Origin of the sequence: Actinospica robiniae DSM 44927, assembly GCF_000504285.1 — a bacterium.
Classification (GTDB): domain Bacteria; phylum Actinomycetota; class Actinomycetes; order Streptomycetales; family Catenulisporaceae; genus Actinospica; species Actinospica robiniae.
Map to the genome: position 1 here is coordinate 3,595,800 of NZ_KI632511.1, position 15,944 is coordinate 3,611,743.

17 protein-coding genes and 2 pseudogenes are annotated in these 15,944 nt (G+C 68.5%); 10 read left to right on the forward strand and 9 right to left on the reverse strand.

All coding sequences use genetic code 11. The annotated features are described in order from the left end of the window. The first annotated feature begins 75 nt into the window (after positions 1-75). Positions 76-507 (forward strand): nuclear transport factor 2 family protein, encoded by a 432-nt coding sequence (locus tag ACTRO_RS15255; RefSeq protein ID WP_063628246.1) that lies wholly within the window; start codon positions 76-78, stop codon positions 505-507. A gap of 173 nt (positions 508-680) precedes the next feature. Next, positions 681-887 carry a hypothetical protein gene (locus ACTRO_RS15260; RefSeq protein ID WP_034263720.1) on the forward strand — a complete coding sequence of 69 codons (207 nt, stop codon included), beginning with the start codon at positions 681-683 and terminating at the stop codon, positions 885-887. A gap of 110 nt (positions 888-997) precedes the next feature. Here ACTRO_RS15260 and ACTRO_RS15265 read toward each other — a convergent pair whose 3' ends face one another. Continuing rightward, positions 998-1,399, reverse strand: coding sequence for a winged helix-turn-helix transcriptional regulator (locus ACTRO_RS15265; protein ID WP_034274991.1), 402 nt, complete (start codon positions 1,397-1,399; stop codon positions 998-1,000). A gap of 144 nt (positions 1,400-1,543) precedes the next feature. Here ACTRO_RS15265 and ACTRO_RS51415 point away from each other — a divergent pair. The 3 genes and pseudogenes from ACTRO_RS51415 to ACTRO_RS15275 form a co-directional block, all read left to right on the forward strand. Next, positions 1,544-1,708, forward strand: a pseudogene (locus ACTRO_RS51415) (DsbA family oxidoreductase); the annotation flags it as partial. Between the two features lie 29 nt (positions 1,709-1,737). Then, a pseudogene (locus tag ACTRO_RS15270) lies at positions 1,738-2,130 on the forward strand (DsbA family oxidoreductase); the annotation flags it as partial. 50 nt (positions 2,131-2,180) lie between these two features. Next, positions 2,181-2,813, forward strand: a complete 633-nt coding sequence (locus ACTRO_RS15275; protein WP_034263722.1) for an FMN-dependent NADH-azoreductase — start codon at positions 2,181-2,183, stop codon at positions 2,811-2,813. A 41-nt stretch (positions 2,814-2,854) separates the two neighbouring features. Here the strand turns inward: ACTRO_RS15275 and ACTRO_RS15280 are convergent, their stop codons facing one another. Continuing rightward, on the reverse strand, positions 2,855-3,277 hold the full coding sequence (locus tag ACTRO_RS15280; RefSeq protein WP_034263724.1) for a MarR family winged helix-turn-helix transcriptional regulator: 423 nt from the start codon (positions 3,275-3,277) through the stop codon (positions 2,855-2,857). A gap of 202 nt (positions 3,278-3,479) precedes the next feature. Here ACTRO_RS15280 and eno point away from each other — a divergent pair, with 202 nt between their 5' ends. Together eno and ACTRO_RS15290 are read left to right on the forward strand one after the other, a co-directional pair. Further along, positions 3,480-4,796, forward strand: coding sequence for a phosphopyruvate hydratase (gene eno, locus ACTRO_RS15285; protein ID WP_034263727.1), 1,317 nt, complete (start codon positions 3,480-3,482; stop codon positions 4,794-4,796). A gap of 130 nt (positions 4,797-4,926) precedes the next feature. After that, a complete protein-coding gene (locus ACTRO_RS15290; RefSeq protein ID WP_034263731.1) occupies positions 4,927-5,952 on the forward strand; it encodes a GNAT family N-acetyltransferase in 1,026 nt (341 codons plus the stop codon). A 215-nt stretch (positions 5,953-6,167) separates the two neighbouring features. On the opposite strand, the gene ACTRO_RS15295 is transcribed toward ACTRO_RS15290, so the two are convergent. Both ACTRO_RS15295 and ACTRO_RS15300 read right to left on the reverse strand, forming a co-directional pair. After that, positions 6,168-6,650 (reverse strand): SMI1/KNR4 family protein, encoded by a 483-nt coding sequence (locus ACTRO_RS15295; protein WP_034263733.1) that lies wholly within the window; start codon positions 6,648-6,650, stop codon positions 6,168-6,170. A gap of 22 nt (positions 6,651-6,672) precedes the next feature. After that, positions 6,673-7,173, reverse strand: coding sequence for a hypothetical protein (locus ACTRO_RS15300; RefSeq protein WP_034263735.1), 501 nt, complete (start codon positions 7,171-7,173; stop codon positions 6,673-6,675). A 114-nt stretch (positions 7,174-7,287) separates the two neighbouring features. Between ACTRO_RS15300 and ACTRO_RS15305 the strand changes: the two genes are divergently transcribed. Together ACTRO_RS15305 and ACTRO_RS15310 are read left to right on the forward strand one after the other, a co-directional pair. Continuing rightward, on the forward strand, positions 7,288-8,016 hold the full coding sequence (locus ACTRO_RS15305; RefSeq protein WP_034263736.1) for a hypothetical protein: 729 nt from the start codon (positions 7,288-7,290) through the stop codon (positions 8,014-8,016). 103 nt (positions 8,017-8,119) lie between these two features. After that, positions 8,120-8,554 (forward strand): hypothetical protein, encoded by a 435-nt coding sequence (locus tag ACTRO_RS15310; protein ID WP_034263738.1) that lies wholly within the window; start codon positions 8,120-8,122, stop codon positions 8,552-8,554. Positions 8,555-8,643: 89 nt separating this feature from the next. Here the strand turns inward: ACTRO_RS15310 and ACTRO_RS15315 are convergent, their stop codons facing one another. Next, complete coding sequence (locus ACTRO_RS15315; protein WP_034263741.1) at positions 8,644-9,102, reverse strand: hypothetical protein; 459 nt, start codon at positions 9,100-9,102, stop codon at positions 8,644-8,646. A 387-nt stretch (positions 9,103-9,489) separates the two neighbouring features. On the opposite strand from ACTRO_RS15315, the gene ACTRO_RS47220 reads away from it, so the two are divergent. After that, positions 9,490-10,365, forward strand: coding sequence for a hypothetical protein (locus ACTRO_RS47220; protein ID WP_157436226.1), 876 nt, complete (start codon positions 9,490-9,492; stop codon positions 10,363-10,365). A 271-nt stretch (positions 10,366-10,636) separates the two neighbouring features. Here the strand turns inward: ACTRO_RS47220 and ACTRO_RS15330 are convergent, their stop codons facing one another. From ACTRO_RS15330 to ACTRO_RS15345, 4 genes are all read right to left on the reverse strand, one after another. Beyond that, positions 10,637-11,941, reverse strand: coding sequence for an IS110 family RNA-guided transposase (locus ACTRO_RS15330; protein WP_211244262.1), 1,305 nt, complete (start codon positions 11,939-11,941; stop codon positions 10,637-10,639). A gap of 752 nt (positions 11,942-12,693) precedes the next feature. Next, positions 12,694-12,972 carry a transposase gene (locus ACTRO_RS45690; protein WP_051450877.1) on the reverse strand — a complete coding sequence of 93 codons (279 nt, stop codon included), beginning with the start codon at positions 12,970-12,972 and terminating at the stop codon, positions 12,694-12,696. 154 nt (positions 12,973-13,126) lie between these two features. Then, complete coding sequence (locus tag ACTRO_RS15340) at positions 13,127-14,284, reverse strand: transposase (protein ID WP_051450878.1); 1,158 nt, start codon at positions 14,282-14,284, stop codon at positions 13,127-13,129. An 812-nt stretch (positions 14,285-15,096) separates the two neighbouring features. After that, entirely contained in the window at positions 15,097-15,912 is an 816-nt protein-coding gene (locus ACTRO_RS15345; RefSeq protein ID WP_211244263.1) for a tRNA(His) guanylyltransferase Thg1 family protein, read from the reverse strand. Positions 15,913-15,944: the final 32 nt, after the last annotated feature.

A 15,944-nucleotide genomic window follows, 5' to 3' on the forward strand; every position in this document is an offset into this window, starting at 1 on the left:
TCGCCGCACCTGGGCGCGGTCTATGAAGTACGAGTTCATCGACAACGCCCCCGCGGCACGGTGATGCTCGTGGACATGAGCATCGACAACAACATCGCCATCACCACCACCACCGCCACCGCCGCCGCCACCGAAAACAAGCAGCTGATTCTCGACTGCCTCGCCCTGTACAGCCAGGGCAGGCTCGAGGACGTCGTGCCGCTGCTGCGCGAGGACTACACCGACCACGGCCTGCCGTTCCAGACGTCGTCGCGCGAGGCGTGGATCGCGACGGCGCGGACTCTTCCGTTGGCCGGAATGCGGATCGACATCCGCAGCCTCGTGGCGGACGGAGACAATGTGCTGATGCTCTCCCGCCGTCAGCTGCCCGCCGTCGGACTCGACATCGCCGTGGCCGACGTCTTCCGCGTCCAAGACGGGCGGATCGCCGAGCGCTGGGAGATCGTCGAACAGCTCGCGGCAGGCGCCGCGGACCCGCTTGCCGGCCTGGTATCCGACGCTGCGTGAGCTCCAGCATCGCAGCCGGGAGCCGTTGAAGCCCATCCGCACGGGGCCACGCTGTCGAGAACGGTCCCGCAGGTGAGCCCGCGGGACCGGTGGGCTGCGCGTCCGAGATGCGCCGTCGCTCATCTGGCCGACGCAGGCTCGCGCTCAGCCACTCCGGACGGTTCGATGGACGCATGATCGACTCGACGTTCAGCCGCGCCGACCCGAACGTGGTCCTGCGCGGCGGACCGCTCGACGGCCGGTGTGTCCACGTCGCGGCATGGGTCCCGATCAGGCTCGACGCCGACGGGTCCAGCGCGGTCTATCGACCGACCTCCGAACTCGACACCGAGTTCCCCACGCTCGCCATCTGGGTGTTCGACCACGCCGAGACGGTCTGAGCAGCGCAGCCGGCGCTCCCACGCGCGATCAGGGCTTTGCGGTTCGTTCACGGAAACGCCCACGGTAGAACGGCAGGACTCTTCGACGGTATTCGTGCTCTGGCCGCCGCTCACCGCTCCGTTCGTATCGCCGCGTCGTCGAAAGCGTGCTGGTTGCTGCGGATTTCGCGGTGGTGACCGGCGGACCAGGCTGCCAGGTCCAGGACCGTCGAGAGCAGCGAGGTGCCCAGTCCGGTCAAGGAGTACTCGACCCGGGGCGGGACCTCCGCATAAGCGGTGCGGCTCACAAGGCCGCTGCGCTGGAGGTGCTTGAGGGTGAGGGTGAGCATGCGCTGCGAGATGCCGGGGATCGCGTCCGCGAGCTCGGAGTAGCGCACCGGGCCCTCGGCCAGGGTGCCGATGATCAGCACGCTCCACTTGTCGCCGACCAGGTCGAGAATCTCGCGGATGAAGTTCGTCTCCGCGCTGTCCCACTGCGCGCACGGGCCCGGCTTGCGCCGCACGGCCTGCAGGACGTCGGCACGCTCCGCTCCGATCTTGCCCGAGCTCACGAGGTCACCTCTCTCCGCCGCGCACATGAATGTGCCTTTTGTAGCACTTCTCATCCTAATCCATAGTGGGGTTACGAACACGACGTAAGTAATGGAGGTGCCGTCGTGGAGATCGACTTCTGGTCGGACATCGTCTGCCCCTACTGCGGGCTCATGGACCACCGGCTTCACCAGGCATTGGAGCGTTTCGAGCACTCCGCCGACGTACGGCTGGTCCACCGGTCCTTCCAGATCCACCCCGACCTGCCACGCGACGGCGTCACCCAGCGGGAGCTCCTGGAAAGGGGCGGGGTGAGGAGGCGTGGACAGCGATGTTCCGCGCGCACCTCGGGCAGGGCGACAAGCTGTGGACCACGAGCGAGGTGCTCGGGTTCGCCGCCCAGCTGGGCCTGGATCGCGACGCTGCCGCCGAGGCCCTCGAGGACCGGCGCTACCGCAGACGAGTGGCCGCCGACCAGCGCGAAGCCCAGCGCTTGGGTGCCCCAGGGGTGCCGTTCCTCGTCCTCGACGGCCGCTGCGTCATCAACGGCGCCGTCGGCACCGAACAGCTCCTCGCCGCGATGACCGAGGCATGGGACACCGGCGGCCACCGCGCCGCACCGTCACCGCTGACCATCGCCGGAGCCGGAGCCGAGGCCGACGGAGTGTGCGGCTTGGACGGCTGCGCCGTCACCGGCACGCACACCTCCTGAACGCACCCGAAAACCCGTACCGCAACACCCGACGTACAGAAAGCACGATCATGTCCTACCTTCTGCGTATCGATTCCTCCGCCTCCGGCGACGCCTCCTTCTCCCGGCGAGTCGCAGACACCTTCGCCAGCAACTGGAGCGGACGCATCGTCACCCGCGACTTGGCCCGCAACCCGCTCGGCCACCTCGACGCCGCCGGCATCACCGCCCGCACAATCCCCGCCGACCGGCACACCCCTCAACAGCGGGCCGCGGCCGAACTGCAGGACGAACTCGTCGCGGAGTTCCTGGGCGCGAGCGCCTACCTGCTCGCCGTCCCGATGTACAACTACTCGATGCCGTCGGTGTTCAAAGCCTGGCTCGACCACATCATGATCCCCGGAAAGACCTTCGCCACCGGCGGGTCAGATCCTGCCTCCGGCCGTCCGGCCATCCTCGTCTCCGCCCGCGGCGGCGGCTACGGCCCGGGCACCCCGCAGCACGGCAAGGACTTCCTCATCCCGGCCGTGGAGACCATCCTCGGCGACGCACTGGGCCTCGACGTCCACACCATCGCACCGGAATTGACCTACGCACCGATCATGGAGCCTCTCAAGCACCTACTCCCCCTGCACGAGACGTCTCTTGCCGAGGCCCACGACCTGGCCCGCCGCAGCGCCGCAGACCTCTCCCCCGCGACCTGACGGCACTCGTGCGGCCTAACTTAAGGCCTAACGTGCGCGGCTTAACGTGCGGCGAGGCGCTCCATCAGGACGGCGCTGCGCGCGAGCACTTCGCGCTCCTCGGCGGTGAGTTCGAGTTCGATGGCCTGGGCGAGCCAGCCCGCCCTGCGCCCGCGTTCCTCCTCGAGCGCGGCGTGGCCGGCCGGGGAGAGCTCCAGCAGGGACTTGCGGCCGTCCGTGGGATGCGCCCGGCGCACGACGAGCCCCTGGTCCATGAGGAGTCCGACCGCTCGCGCCATGGACTGGGGGCGGACCCGGTGATCCGCGGCCAGGTCGCTGGTGGTCATGGCCCCGTCGCGGTCGAGGGTGCCGAGCACGGAGACCTGGCCGAGCGGGATGTGGTCCTCGTGCTTCACGCGTCGGGTGAGCTTGCCCATCGCGGTACGCAGTTCGGTGGCGACGGCAGCGGTCTCGGCGGTGGGCATAGGGCACTTTAACCGGTGATCACCCGTGTGGCCGTACGCGCCATCTGCGCAGCTTAATTGGACAGGCAAGCTGAACAGCCAAACTGCACAGACAAACTGAACAGCACAACTGCACAGCATTGCTGTAGAGTCTGCGCTGTCGCGGCACGCGCCAGCGTTGTCGCAGCAGGGCCGCGGCGTCCGCCAACGCGAAGGACCTCCCATGGTTTCCACCGCACTCGAGTCCACCGACATCCGTTCCGTCACCGCCCGCAGGGTCCTCGACAGCCGGGGCAATCCCACCGTCGAGGCCGACGTCCTCCTTGCCGACGGATCCCTCGGCCGCGCCATCGTCCCCTCGGGCGCCTCCACCGGCGCACGAGAGGCCGTGGAACTGCGCGACGAAGACGCCGAGCGCTGGCACGGCAAGGGCGTCGACCGCGCGGTCGCGCACGTCAACAACGAGATCGCGGCCGCAGTGGTCGGGCGCGACGCCGACGATCAGGCAGGGCTCGATGCCGCGCTCGTCGCGCTGGACGGCACGCCGGACAAGTCCCGGCTCGGCGCCAACGCGCTCCTCGGCGTCTCGCTCGCCGCCGCGAAGGCCGCTGCCGCGGCTCACCGCCAGCCGCTCTACCGCTACCTCGGCGGCGCCGACGCCCGCCTGCTTCCCCTCCCGATGATGAACATCGTCAACGGCGGCGCCCACGCCGACAACCCGCTGGACTTCCAGGAGTTCATGATCGCTCCGATCGGTGCGGAGAACTTCTCGGAGGCCGTCCGGATGGGCTCAGAGATCTTCCACACGCTGCGGCGCGATCTGCTGGCCGCCGGGCACGCCACCGGCGTCGGCGACGAAGGCGGCTTCGCGCCCGCGCTCCGTACCGCCGAGGAGGCGCTCGACTTCATCATGACGGCCGTCGAGCGCACCGGGTACAAGCCCGGCACGGACATCGGCCTGATCATGGACCCGGCGTCATCAGAGTTCTTCCGCGACGGTGTGTACGTGTACGCGGGCGAGGGTGTGCGCCGTACGTCCAGTGAGCACGCCGACTACCTGGCGAAGCTGATCGACACGTACCCCATCGTCTCCATCGAGGACCCCATGGCCGAGGACGACCTGGACGGCTGGCGCGAGCTGACCGCCCGCGTCGGCGACCGCTGCCAACTCACCGGCGACGACGTGTTCTGCACCAACGAGAACCTGCTGCGCGAAGGCATCCGCACCGGCGTCGGCAACTCGATTCTGGTCAAGGTCAACCAGATCGGCACCCTCACCGAAGCCCTCGGCACTGTCGCCGCCGCGCACCGCGCGGGATGGACGGTCGTGATGTCGCATCGTTCCGGCGAGACGGAGGACACCACCATCGCGGACCTCGCGGTGGCGACGGGCTGCGGCCAGATCAAGACCGGCTCGCTGTCCCGGTCCGACCGCACGGCGAAGTACAACCAACTCATCAGGATCGAGGAGGAGCTCGGCGCTTCCGCGCAGTACGCCGGCGGGGCAGTGCTGGCACGTCCGAATAGAAGCACTTTGTGACGCCTGGCGTCGCCACCGGCAGCGTCCCGCGACGACCCGCCGAAAACAATCCGGTTGACGGGCCCTGATTGCTCCGACAAGCTGTGCGCCGCTTGTCATCTTGTCATCTCTCTAGGTAGGGGCTGCCGACGTGGAGTTCGCACCATTCGATTCGAGCACCGCGACCGACGCGGATTACGCGGCGATCGCCGAGATGCGTGCGCGCATGCACGCCGTCGATCGGGTCGGATCTCCGCTGCCCACTCTGGCGTCCACGCTCGAGCTGATGACGAAGAAGGACGCTGCGGCCCTGGCCAGCCGCAACTTCTGGCTGGCCCGCGACGACTCCGGCCGCCTGGTCGGCTTCGGGATGGTGTCGTTCCCCGAGCAGGAGAACACGGAGACGGCGTTCGTCTCCCTCGAAGTCGACCTCGGCCGCCGCCGCGAGGGGATCGGCACCGCGTTCCTCAAGGCGGTCCTCCCGGCGGTCCAGGCCGCCGGGAGGACGCGCATCATGGCGATGAACGTCACCACCGGCGGCTCCGACGGCTCCGACGGCGAGCGCTTCGCCGTGGCACTCGGCTCGGTCTGCACGCTCCCCGGGCTGATGCAGACGCTCGAGGTCCCGTCGGTCGATCGCACGCTGTGGGACGTCCCCGCGCCGGACGGGTACCGCCTGCAGAGCTGGTCGGGTCCGGCGCCCGAGGAGCTCATGCCCTCCTACACCGTGGCGCGCAACGCCATCGCCGACAAGCCGGCCCAGGACTCGGACTGGGAGGAGATGGAATGGACGCCGGAACGCATCCGCGAGGATGAGGCCTCGTTCGCCGCGGCCGGGCAGGACTACCGGATCGCCATCGCCGTCCACGAGGCCACCGGCGAGGTCGCCGGCTTCACGGAGATCGTCGTCCGACCCTCGGCGCCCGACCTCGCCCAGCAGATCGACACCGCCGTGCTGAAGGAACACCGCGGCCACGGACTCGGCCGGGCGATCAAGGCCGAGATGATGCGCCGCCTGATGGCGGAGCGGCCCGAGATAAAGCAGGTGGCGACCACGACCGCGGCGGACAACAGCTACATGATCGCCGTGAACCACTCGATCGGTTACACCGACGCACGAGGGTTGGCGCACTTCGAGGTCTCGGTCGACGATCTGGTCGCACGGTTGGGAAACTGAGCCTAGGTGCCGCAAGGCATGACTCGGCGGCGGCCGCGACGACGTTCGCCGGCCAGCCGGGCCAGTAGGTGACTCCGCCGCTCTCCTTGTCGATGACGTTGACGGCGCTGCCGGCCTGTGGCGGGGCCGGCGGCGCGGTCGGGTCTGCGTCCGCGCGAGGGTTCGGCCGCACGCGTACGTTGAAGCCAGACATCTGCCGAGGCACCACCGGCCGGTCACCGCCCGATCACACGGCGGGCCTTCCTGAGGGCGAACGCCCCGAAGCTCGATGCGATGTATTCGAGCGGTCGACCGTTGGTCACCCAGGGCGGCAGGTAGACCAGCACGGGAGCTTCGCCGTCAGCGTCTGTCTGGGCGGTGTCGAGGACGTAGATTCCGCCCATGCCGTCGTACTGGAGGACGAGCATCGTGGCCGGCATCTGGGAATCCTGGCGTTCTTGGAGCGAGAAGCTCGCGGTCCCCATGATTTGCTGTGGGTCATCGCGGCGGCGAAACAGGCCGTAGAACTCCTCGCCCTCGATGTCACACCCGCCGATCTCGGCAAGGAAGTGCCGGTAGGAGGGTGGGAAGGTCACACCAAGGATCTGCTCGGCCTCCTCGATCAGCGCGGCGTCCGGCGGGTCCTCGTGGTAGTTGACGGTCCCGTCGTGGGTCTTGACGATGCGGATGAACGCGTCAATGTCCTCAATCGCGCTCATGTAATGCTGCCCGAGCCGATCATCATGTCCCCCTTGCGAAGCTCATGTAGATGGATGCCAAGTACTCCTCGTCGGGCACGGCATCCGGCTCTGTGACATCCAGGTCTGGAGCGGCAAAGACCAGGGACGCTCCGATGGCCGTGCGGATGGCGCTCTGGTGACCAGGGAACGTGAGCGCTGCATCGACGGCCCAAGCACAGTCAGCACGACTGAGGGCTTTCACCATCTCACTACGCGCCAGCCGCGAGCCCTCCGAGGCCGGGGCGTCCAACAGCGATGGAGGCACCGAGAGCACGAGGTCTCCGTCATGGTCCAGACCGAGAAGGATTACGCGGCCTTCGCTCACGCTGACTTCGAGACTCTCGAACCTCGCGGCGAACTCCGCCCTCTCGGGCGGCGGCTCGAAGGCCAGGCCGAGATCCGCCAAGGCAGCCGACAGCCCAGTCGCCTCCATCCCCACACGCAGCGGCCCGATACGCCCGGTCTTGGCGAAGGACGCGACGAACTCTGCGAGGGCGCTCATCGGGAACGACCTCCAGACTCCTCCGGCGCCGGCTTAACAGCCTTCAGGAGTTTAACCAACGGACGGGCTCGCACTGGCCTTCGCCGTGTGGAAGTCGCAACAAGGCACCGCGACATGATCGCGAACACGGAGCTGCCGCCACTCGACATCCCAGGGTACGAGGGCGGGCCGTTCATCCATCGCCCGCAACTGCTCAACGAGCACCTGTTCGTGGTTGGACACCTTTACGGGTGCGTGCAGAGCGAGCAGGCCGAGGAAGCCTTGTTCGGCGCCGACTATGACGACGCCGCGGGACTCAACAGTGACCTACTGCAGGGTGAGGACTGGTCGGTGTTCACCGTGCCCCTCGCCGACCGTCACCGGCTCTACATCGTCTACCGCGCCTTCCCGGACGAGTCAGGCATCGACTATCTGGCGCACCACCCCGACTGGGAGCAGGCCGAAATGCTGGCCATCGACGACGGCCACTTCCGCGGCCCGGGACTGCGCTGGCATGAGCTCGAGGCGGCCGCGTTCAACACGCTGCCCGGTGGCAGCACCCAGGATCCGCATGCCCGGCTGCTCCTACTGCTGCCCGCCCTTGGCGACGACCAGATCGACGGAAGGGCGGTCGCGTCCGTGGCGGAGGCTCTGGCCGCACGCACCCAAGTCGATGACCCCGAACGGGCCGCCACACTCCTGCTCGACGGGCAGGGCCAAGCCGGCCCGGCCCACTGGCAGGCCGACGACCAAGGTGTGTGGACGTGCGACGGCAGGTACGCCTTTCGCACTCCAGGCGCCCTGCCGCCCGCACGGCTCGCTCGCATCTCCGCCGCGCTCAATCCGATAGGAGAGATCATTTGACGGTGAACTCGCGAGATTCCGTATGCCGCTGACAAAGAGCCCTTACTCAGCGAGCATGAATTTCGGGTGGTCGGGCGCGAGTGTGATGCCGTAGCCTGACGATGTGAGGACCCAGCAGGCCCATGACTCGAACTGGTACCCGCTCTGCTACCTCGATACGGGTATCGTCCCCCGCCTGACCCGCACGCTCGACACCCTGTTCGGTGGTGGCCCCGGAAAATCCGGCGTCCAGGCAGGGGAGACAGAGCTCAGGGTGCACGCGGTCGGTTTCAAGCTGACGGTGCCCCGGTCATCGGTGCGCCACGCAGCCCGCGCCGGTGCGCCGGTGCGCGGTACCACCGGCGTGCACGGGCGAAACGGCCACTGGTTGGTCAACGGCCCGCCGGACAACTTCGTCCGACTTCAGTTCGATCCGCCGGCCTACTTGCCGCGCCGATCCAGCATGTTGTTTTTCAGGCCGCCCGTGCACAGCCTCATGGTGAGCCTGCAGGACCCGGACGGCTTCATCGCCGCCGTCAGTCCGGCCGTCGAGAACTGATTCACTCCGACTCCGCGCGGGGAGTACTAGGCAGATATCCGCGTCGCGGGCCGGGCAGTTGCCCGGCCCGCGACGCGAATGTCCGACGACTACTGCCTGGGCCGGGCCTGATGCGGCGAGCCGTTGTACTCGGCCACGCCGTTCGGGGCCGCATTGGCAGACACGGCGAACTCGCCGTCGCCGGGCAGGGGGCCGGCGCCGGCCATGGCCAAGGGCTCTCCGGCCGGCGCGGCGGCGCGGGCCCTGCGCACTCGGACCTCCTTGCTGAGCCGGTATCCACCGAGGATCATGAACAGCGGACCGGCCACGTCGAGGATGAGGGCCTCGCGCTTGTTGTTGGCCTGCTGGCCGGCCAGGTCGGCGTCGGTGGTCCTGCCTTGGTAGGTGATCACGCAGGTGTCGCCCTGCTGCATGGTCTGACCGCCGCAGTCGGCGGTGTTGCTCCGCACCCATAGCGCGCCTATAACGAAGAGCACTCCCAGCCCGATGGTCAGCACAGCGGCGATCAGGGCCGGGGTGGTACCGGGACGTAAGGAGGATCTGGCCATGGCGGGTCGCTCTCCCGGGCGGCTGGAAGGTACACGTCGCAGACCACTTCCGAAACTCCATCGGGCGGTTCCGCGGACCCGGACTCGCCGGGACTGGCGCGCATGCTATCGGTACTGAGACCCCATTACACAGGGCCGAGTGTTCCTGGCTTATCAATATAGGACTGATTCGCCCCGAATAAGCCGGACCTCATCAGGGCTCGAACCAAGATGAGCGCGCCGACGGGGAGTGACGGCGTGCCAGGTCGGACCCGCCGGGAACCGCTGTGCTCGCGCTGACGTCAACGTGCCGTGGGGTGGCGTCGGGCCGCCGCAGTGATCGGAGAGTGCGAGTCGATGCGGCGTTTAGCTGGCTTCGTTGCGGTGTGTTCAGCTGCGGCGGCTTCGGTGGTTTTGGCGCCGGCGCAGGGGTGGGCGGGCACGGCGTGGCCGACGGTCGGGACGCTGAAGAGCTCGATCAGTGCGCCCTCGACGGCTCACGCGGGGAGCACGTACTCCTTCAGCGACACGATAAGCCAGACCTCGTCGGACACGATGCTCGTGGACGGCACGCTCCTGACGGTCTGGCTCCCCTCGGACAACAGCGCGTACGTGGCCAGCAACAACGCTGTGAAGTGGTTCAACCCGGCCACCGGCTCCTGGCAGTCGCCCACGAGCGTGGAGAACTCCACCGGGCAATACGAATGGGACCTCGGCTCGTTGTCGAACTGGCTGCCCCTGAAGCCTCACGCGTCCATGACCCTCAAGTTCCAGCTGTCGCTGCGCTCCTCTCTGCCCGCGGGGACGTATCACGTCTTTTTCCAGGACGCCTGGGCCTACGAGCTCGTCAACGCGGCCGGCGCTCCGATCGACGCCGACCTCGACACCCCGGACTTCCAGACGACGTTCGTCATCGGGGGCAGTTCGAGCACGTCGGGCAAGGGAGGCAAGCCGAGCTCGGGCACGTCCGCCACATCGAAGACCTCTGCCAAGGCCCCCACACCCGCGAAGAGCACCCCGACGGCCGCGCATTCGAGCCCTGCGGCATCGGCCTCGGCGTCGCCATCGCCCTCGCCCTCAACCTCTTCGCCCACGCCGGCGACATCCTCGTCCGAGGCGAGCACGCCGATCCCGGCGAGCAGTCGGTTCGACCCGGTCCTGTCCGCGTCGAGCAGGTCTGACACCGCGCGGCGGGTGCTCTGGCCACTCTCCTTCGTCCTGATGGCGGGCGCGTCGGTGGCCTACATCGCGTTCCGTCGGCGACGAGTGCGCGACAAGGAATGACATCTTGGAGCCAGCTGGCGGCCCTACTGCGAATTGATGATCGGCTGGGTGCTCGTGGGCGAGACGGGCTGCAGTTCAAGACGAAAATCGCTGCCGGCGGGCCCTTCCTCGGAGAGAGTGCCGGGCCTGCGTGGCTGCTGCCGTTGGAGGGGCGGGCTGAGGTTCGGGATGGTGAGGTAGCGGGGGCGTGCTCTCTCGCCGGAAAATACAACTGTTCGAGGGCATGGCGAAGCGCCCCGGCTGGCCCCGGGGGTTTAGTGTTCGTGTCCTGTTATGCCCGGGTGAGGGTGACGGTGTAGCCGAGGTTTTCCAGGGCGCGTTGGTGGTTGCGGGTGGCGCGGGCCTGGTTGAGGTGGCGTTCGTGCCAGTCGGGTCCGAGGTCGCGGAAGCGTAGGGCGGGGTCGTTGATCAGGTGCCAGGCGATCTCGAGGATGTTGCGGGCGATGGCGGTCTGCGCCTTCTTCTTCGGCATATGTCTGATCAGCCGGCGGTAGCGGGCGCCGAGGAAGGTCTGGCCGCGTTTGGCGCTGTTGGCGGCCTGTCCGAGGGGTCCTTTCAGCCACCGGTTGCCTTTCCCGGTCGGGCCGTGGGTGTTCTTCGACCCGGACTGGATGGCGCGCGGGGTCAGCTTCGCCCAGGAGGCGAGGTGGCCGGGGGTGGGAAAGGCGCTCATGTCCAGGCCGATCTCCGCGACGATCGCCTGCGCGCAGGCGCGCCCGACCCCGGGGATCTCATCGAGGCGTTCGAGCACGCCCATACCGTCCGGGGGCCGGGGGCCGCCCGCCTCGAGGTCCCGGATCCTGCGCTCGATCTCGGCGTCGAGCTCGGCGATCTGCGCGTCCAGGCGGTCGTTGTTGGCCAGCAGCAGGCGCAGCTGGTAGGCGTGGTGTTCGGTGAAGCGGCCCTCGAGGGTCTTGCGCAGCGCCGGAATCTTGTTGCGCAGCGTGCCCCGGGCCAGGTCCGCGATCACCGCCGGGGAGCGCTGCCCGCTCACGAGCGCATCGAGCATCGCGCGCCCGGAGACCCCGAACAGGTCCGAGGCCTCGAGCGAGAGCTTGATCAGCGCGTCCTCCAAGACCTTCTCCACCCGGTTGCGGTACCGGGTGCGCTCACCGACCAGCACCTCGCGCAACCGGGTCAGGTCCTGCAACTCCCGCACCGGCCGGGGAGGTATGAACGAGGCGCGCAGCATCCCGCGCTCGGCCAGCTTCGCCAGCCACACCGCATCGAGCCGGTCGGTCTTGGCCCGGCCCGGCACGTTCTTCACATCCCGGGCGTTGACCAGCCACACCCGCAGCCCACGGGACTCGAGCAGGTAGAAGAACGGCCGCCAGTAATCCCCGGTCGCCTCCATCACCACCAACTCCACCCCCTGACACACCAGAAGGTCGCCCAACTCGTTGATCGCCGAGGTGAGCGCGGCCACCTTCCAGGTCCGCTGCACCCGCCGCGCACCGGCCCCGGGCACCCGCAGACACACCACCGCCGACGCCTTGGCGATATCGAGCGCTGCCACCCGCTCGACACGCCCGTCGGCTTCCTGCTCATCCCGCCAAACCATCATCTGATCGCCCATCAGGGCCTCCTTGCGATCCCGCGCTCCCCCGAGCCGGCACCCCGTGCCCGCCACCCGACAGGCCACCCGAGGAACGCCAAGTCTCGCCGGCGTGCTCGAAGCAACAAGTCACAGCCCCGGATAGCAGCCCGTGTCAGACTCCTCGACGGGATACGAAACCCAAGAGAACTCGACCTCACACAGGCGGCGGGCACAAGCCCATTTTCACGCCGTCAAGGCGTCACCGGAAGGGGACAGGAAGACTCCTCGGTCGGTCCCCGGAGGCAATCAGGAACCTGCCGGGAGGTCAAGCGGCGGACGGCCTCCGTTGATGCTGGATCTTGCATGGCGCCGCTTGACCTCCCGGCAGAACCCTGATCGGGCTTCGCCTGCCCGACCGAGGAGAGAGCCCACCCCCTGGGGGAGTGGTGCGAGCTGCGCTCGGGCCGGATCCCGTCCCGTGGCCCGGCCGCGCTCGATCCGGAAGAATCCTGCATCACCGTTCTGGGCCGCTCTTTTGTTCTCTACTGTTCCAACGCCGGGGAGCGCGCCCGAGTTCCCCGGAAGTATCCGGAATTCTCTATAACAGGTAAAGGCCGGATTCACGGTTTTTGTCGGTGGCGGCGGCTAGCATGGAAGCGTACGAGGAATCGGGGCTTGCGTCGGGAGGGAGGTGGACGGGGTGGATGGGCAGATGACGTCAGGGGTGAGGCCGAAGACGGTGCAGGATTTCCCCTCGGGGGACTCTGCTGGCGAAGTCGGGGGTGGTTTGGTTAGGCGGGTTTGCCGATGTGGTGGGTGTCGTAGAGGGCTTGTATACGGGTGGGTCGGCGGGGTTTGGTCTGGGTGGGCGCGTAGTGCGCGCCGAGGCGTCTGATGTTGATCGCGATGCCGGTCAGGACGTTTTGGAGGTGGTTTTTGGGGAGCCCGCGGTAGCGGGAGTGGCGTAGATCGCTGATGCGTACGGCCTGGGAGATGGTGCCCTCGATACCGGCGCGCTGGTTATAAACCTTCTGCCATTCTGGGGTGTGCTGGGTGCGGATCGCGTTCATGCGGGCCTCGTAGGGCTCGCGGGGTGAACGACCAGCACGCGTGGCCGAGGGGCCGGCGCGCTCAGACAGGCGGTGCGTAGCGGGCAGGGTGTGCAGTCGCGGCGGGAGAAGCTGAAGGCGACCAGCCCGTTCTTCTGCCCGCGCATCGGGTTGCTCACCTTCTCGCCCGGGCAGCGGGCGCGCCCGGTGTCCCAGTCGATCTCGAACTCGCCGGGCTGAAGGTCCCGGTCTTCGCGCCCCGCCCGCTCGAGACGGTGACCGGCGCGATCAGGGTGATGCCGTGGCCGGCCGCGGCGATGAGGTTCGCGGCGGTGGGATACCCGGCGTCCATCACATGCACGCCCGGGCCCAGCCCGCGCGCCAGGAGCCGTTCCTGGATATCAGTTGTCTGCGCGGAATCCTGCACGGTCGCCGCGCTCGTGGCGACATCCGTGACCAGGTGCGGGAGATCCTCGTCGCAGGACTCGGTCAGGTGGACCTTGCCTCCCTCCCACCCGCTCGCGCGTTTGACCGCGTAGCGGGCATCCGGGTCGTACGGAGAGATCGGCAACTCGGCCGCGGGCGGCAGGTCGGTGACGGCTTTGAGCACCCATCCGCCGCCCTCACTCCGCTCGAAGTGCTGCTCCCAGACCTGGGCGAGCAGCCGTACCTGCGGCAGCCTAAGGACCCACCCGGCCGTGGGGTCCGCCTTAAGCGTCTCGAGCAGCAGCGAGCCGTCCGCGCCGAACCGCCCGGCCAACTCCTCCATCGTGGCCTTGCCCCGCCCGCGCCCGATCAGCCGGGAGGTCTCGACCTTGCGCCCGTACCGCTCCTCCCACCCCGGCGCCAGCAGCGGCACGACCCGCTCCGGAGCGACCCGCGCGATCTCCTCGAGCGCCGCACGCACACTCTCGCCGAGCATCTCGACCCGGCCCAGCGAGCGCACCGCCGCGAGCACATGCGTCGAGTCCGTACGCGCCCGCCCGCCCGCGCGCACCAGCCCGGCCGCCTTGAGCTTGTCCAGCACGGTATCGAGCAGCGCGTCCGCGCGCCCCGGCTCGGCCAGCCGGGCCCGGAACTCGGCCAGCACCGACGCGTCGAACCCGGTCTCAGCCACATCCAGGCCCAGCGCGTACTTCCACGAGATCCGGTCCGCCATCGCCACCACCGCCTCCCGGTCCGAGAGGTTGTGCAGGAACTGCAACACCGTGACCATCGCCAGCAACCCCGGCGAAAGCGCGGGCCGGCCGAGCGCCGCAAACATCCCGGCGAACCGCTCGTGCTCGAAATCCTCATCGGCGAACAACGGCCCGAGCGCATCACGCACCCGCATCTCGCCCGTGCCCTTCGGATGCACCGCCCACGCCAACGCGGCCGTCGCCGCCGGAACCCCACCAGCCCGCACAGGACGAAACACCACAAGCCCCTCAATCACCCAGCCGACACGACCACCCAGCCTGCCACAAAATCAGACCACGACTTCGCCAGCAGAGTCCTCGGAGTGCGACCGAGCCGCGCGACCCTGCGCGCTGCGGGCACACCGGGTGAATCGCACGAGGGCGATGCAGAATTCTTCCGTGTTGAGCGTGGACGGGCCGCGGGATCCCTTCGCGCGGGTCGGGGATCGAATTGGTCGGATCAGGATGATGCAGAATCGTTCCGCATGGAGCGCGCTCGGGCCACAGGACGGGACCCGGGCCCGAGCGCAGCTCACACCACTCCCCCAGGGGGTGGGCTCTCTCCTCGGTCGGGCAGGCGAAGCCCGATCAGGGTTCTGCCGGGAGGTCAAGCGGCGCCCTGCACAATCCACCACCATCGACAACCACCGCCGCTTGACCTCCCGGCAGGTTCCTGATTGCCTCCGGGGACCGACCGAGGAGAGAGCACACCCCCGCAACCCCACCACCCCGAATCCCAACCCGCCCCGTCACGCCAGCACCCACGCAACCCCGGCATCTCTCTCCGAGGGAAGGGCTTGCCAGCGGCGCCTTTCGATCTTGAAACCCCAGCCCGCGCCGCCAACGCCACGGGTGGGCGGGTGGCAGCAAACCCGGGCGGCGCGAAGCGCCCGACCACACCCCGACGACCACCCCGACCCGGCAGGCCATCAGGCCTCACGAACACCCAGCCGATCATCAAGTCGGGTTAGAGCTGCGTGCCGACGCGGGCAAGGCTGTCGCGGCGTTCTTCGGCTTGGCAGGATGCTGGAAACCCGCCGCCGGTGAGGGCCGCAACCATATCGCGGTACTCGGTGCCTCCCGGGAGGTCCGGTTCGCGGTGCAGCTGGCGGCGGATCACCGTCACGCGCGTTTGATCCCGCGGGTCGTATCCGTCCCTTTCCACGGTCTCGAACCACATGCCGACCCCGCGCCGCTGCCATGCCGGGCGCTCCTCGAACGCGGGACCGTAGTCGGCCAGGGCTTCCTCCTTGGCGCCGCGGGCCATTGCCTCCATGCGACGCTGCGCCTGCCGCGCGGTCAGGCCGTTCTGGCGAAGCGCCCAGTAGAGGCAGGTGTTGAGGGCGTTGCGCTGGGCGTCGGCTTGGCGCCAGGCGAAGTAGTCGACGACGTCGCCTACTGCGTCACCGGTCCAGATGCGCGAGTCGAAGGAGACGCTTTGCGCGGCAGCGTGGGTGAAGGCGGCGCTTGCGGTGGCGGCGCTGAGCGAGACGAGCTTCTCCACGCTCCGGCCGAAGGAGCCGTCAGAATGCGCCAGGAGCAAGGAGATCTCGTCGCTCTGCGTGTAGACGTAAAGGCCGGCGAACTCCTCGATCATCGCAGCGGCCGTGGTGGCCATGAGTTCGCCGAACCGGTCGTCGAAGGGCTTGCCGAAGTGCGCATTGGTCAGGGACGTGAACCCCCGGCCGTCCACGCGGATGACGATCCACTGTCCCTCGGGGACGGACAGCGCGTGGTACCGCTCGCGTTCGCGCTGTGCGGCCTCGAGCTCGCTGAACTTCACCACGCACCTCCCGCGTTCGGATCGCTTCAGTC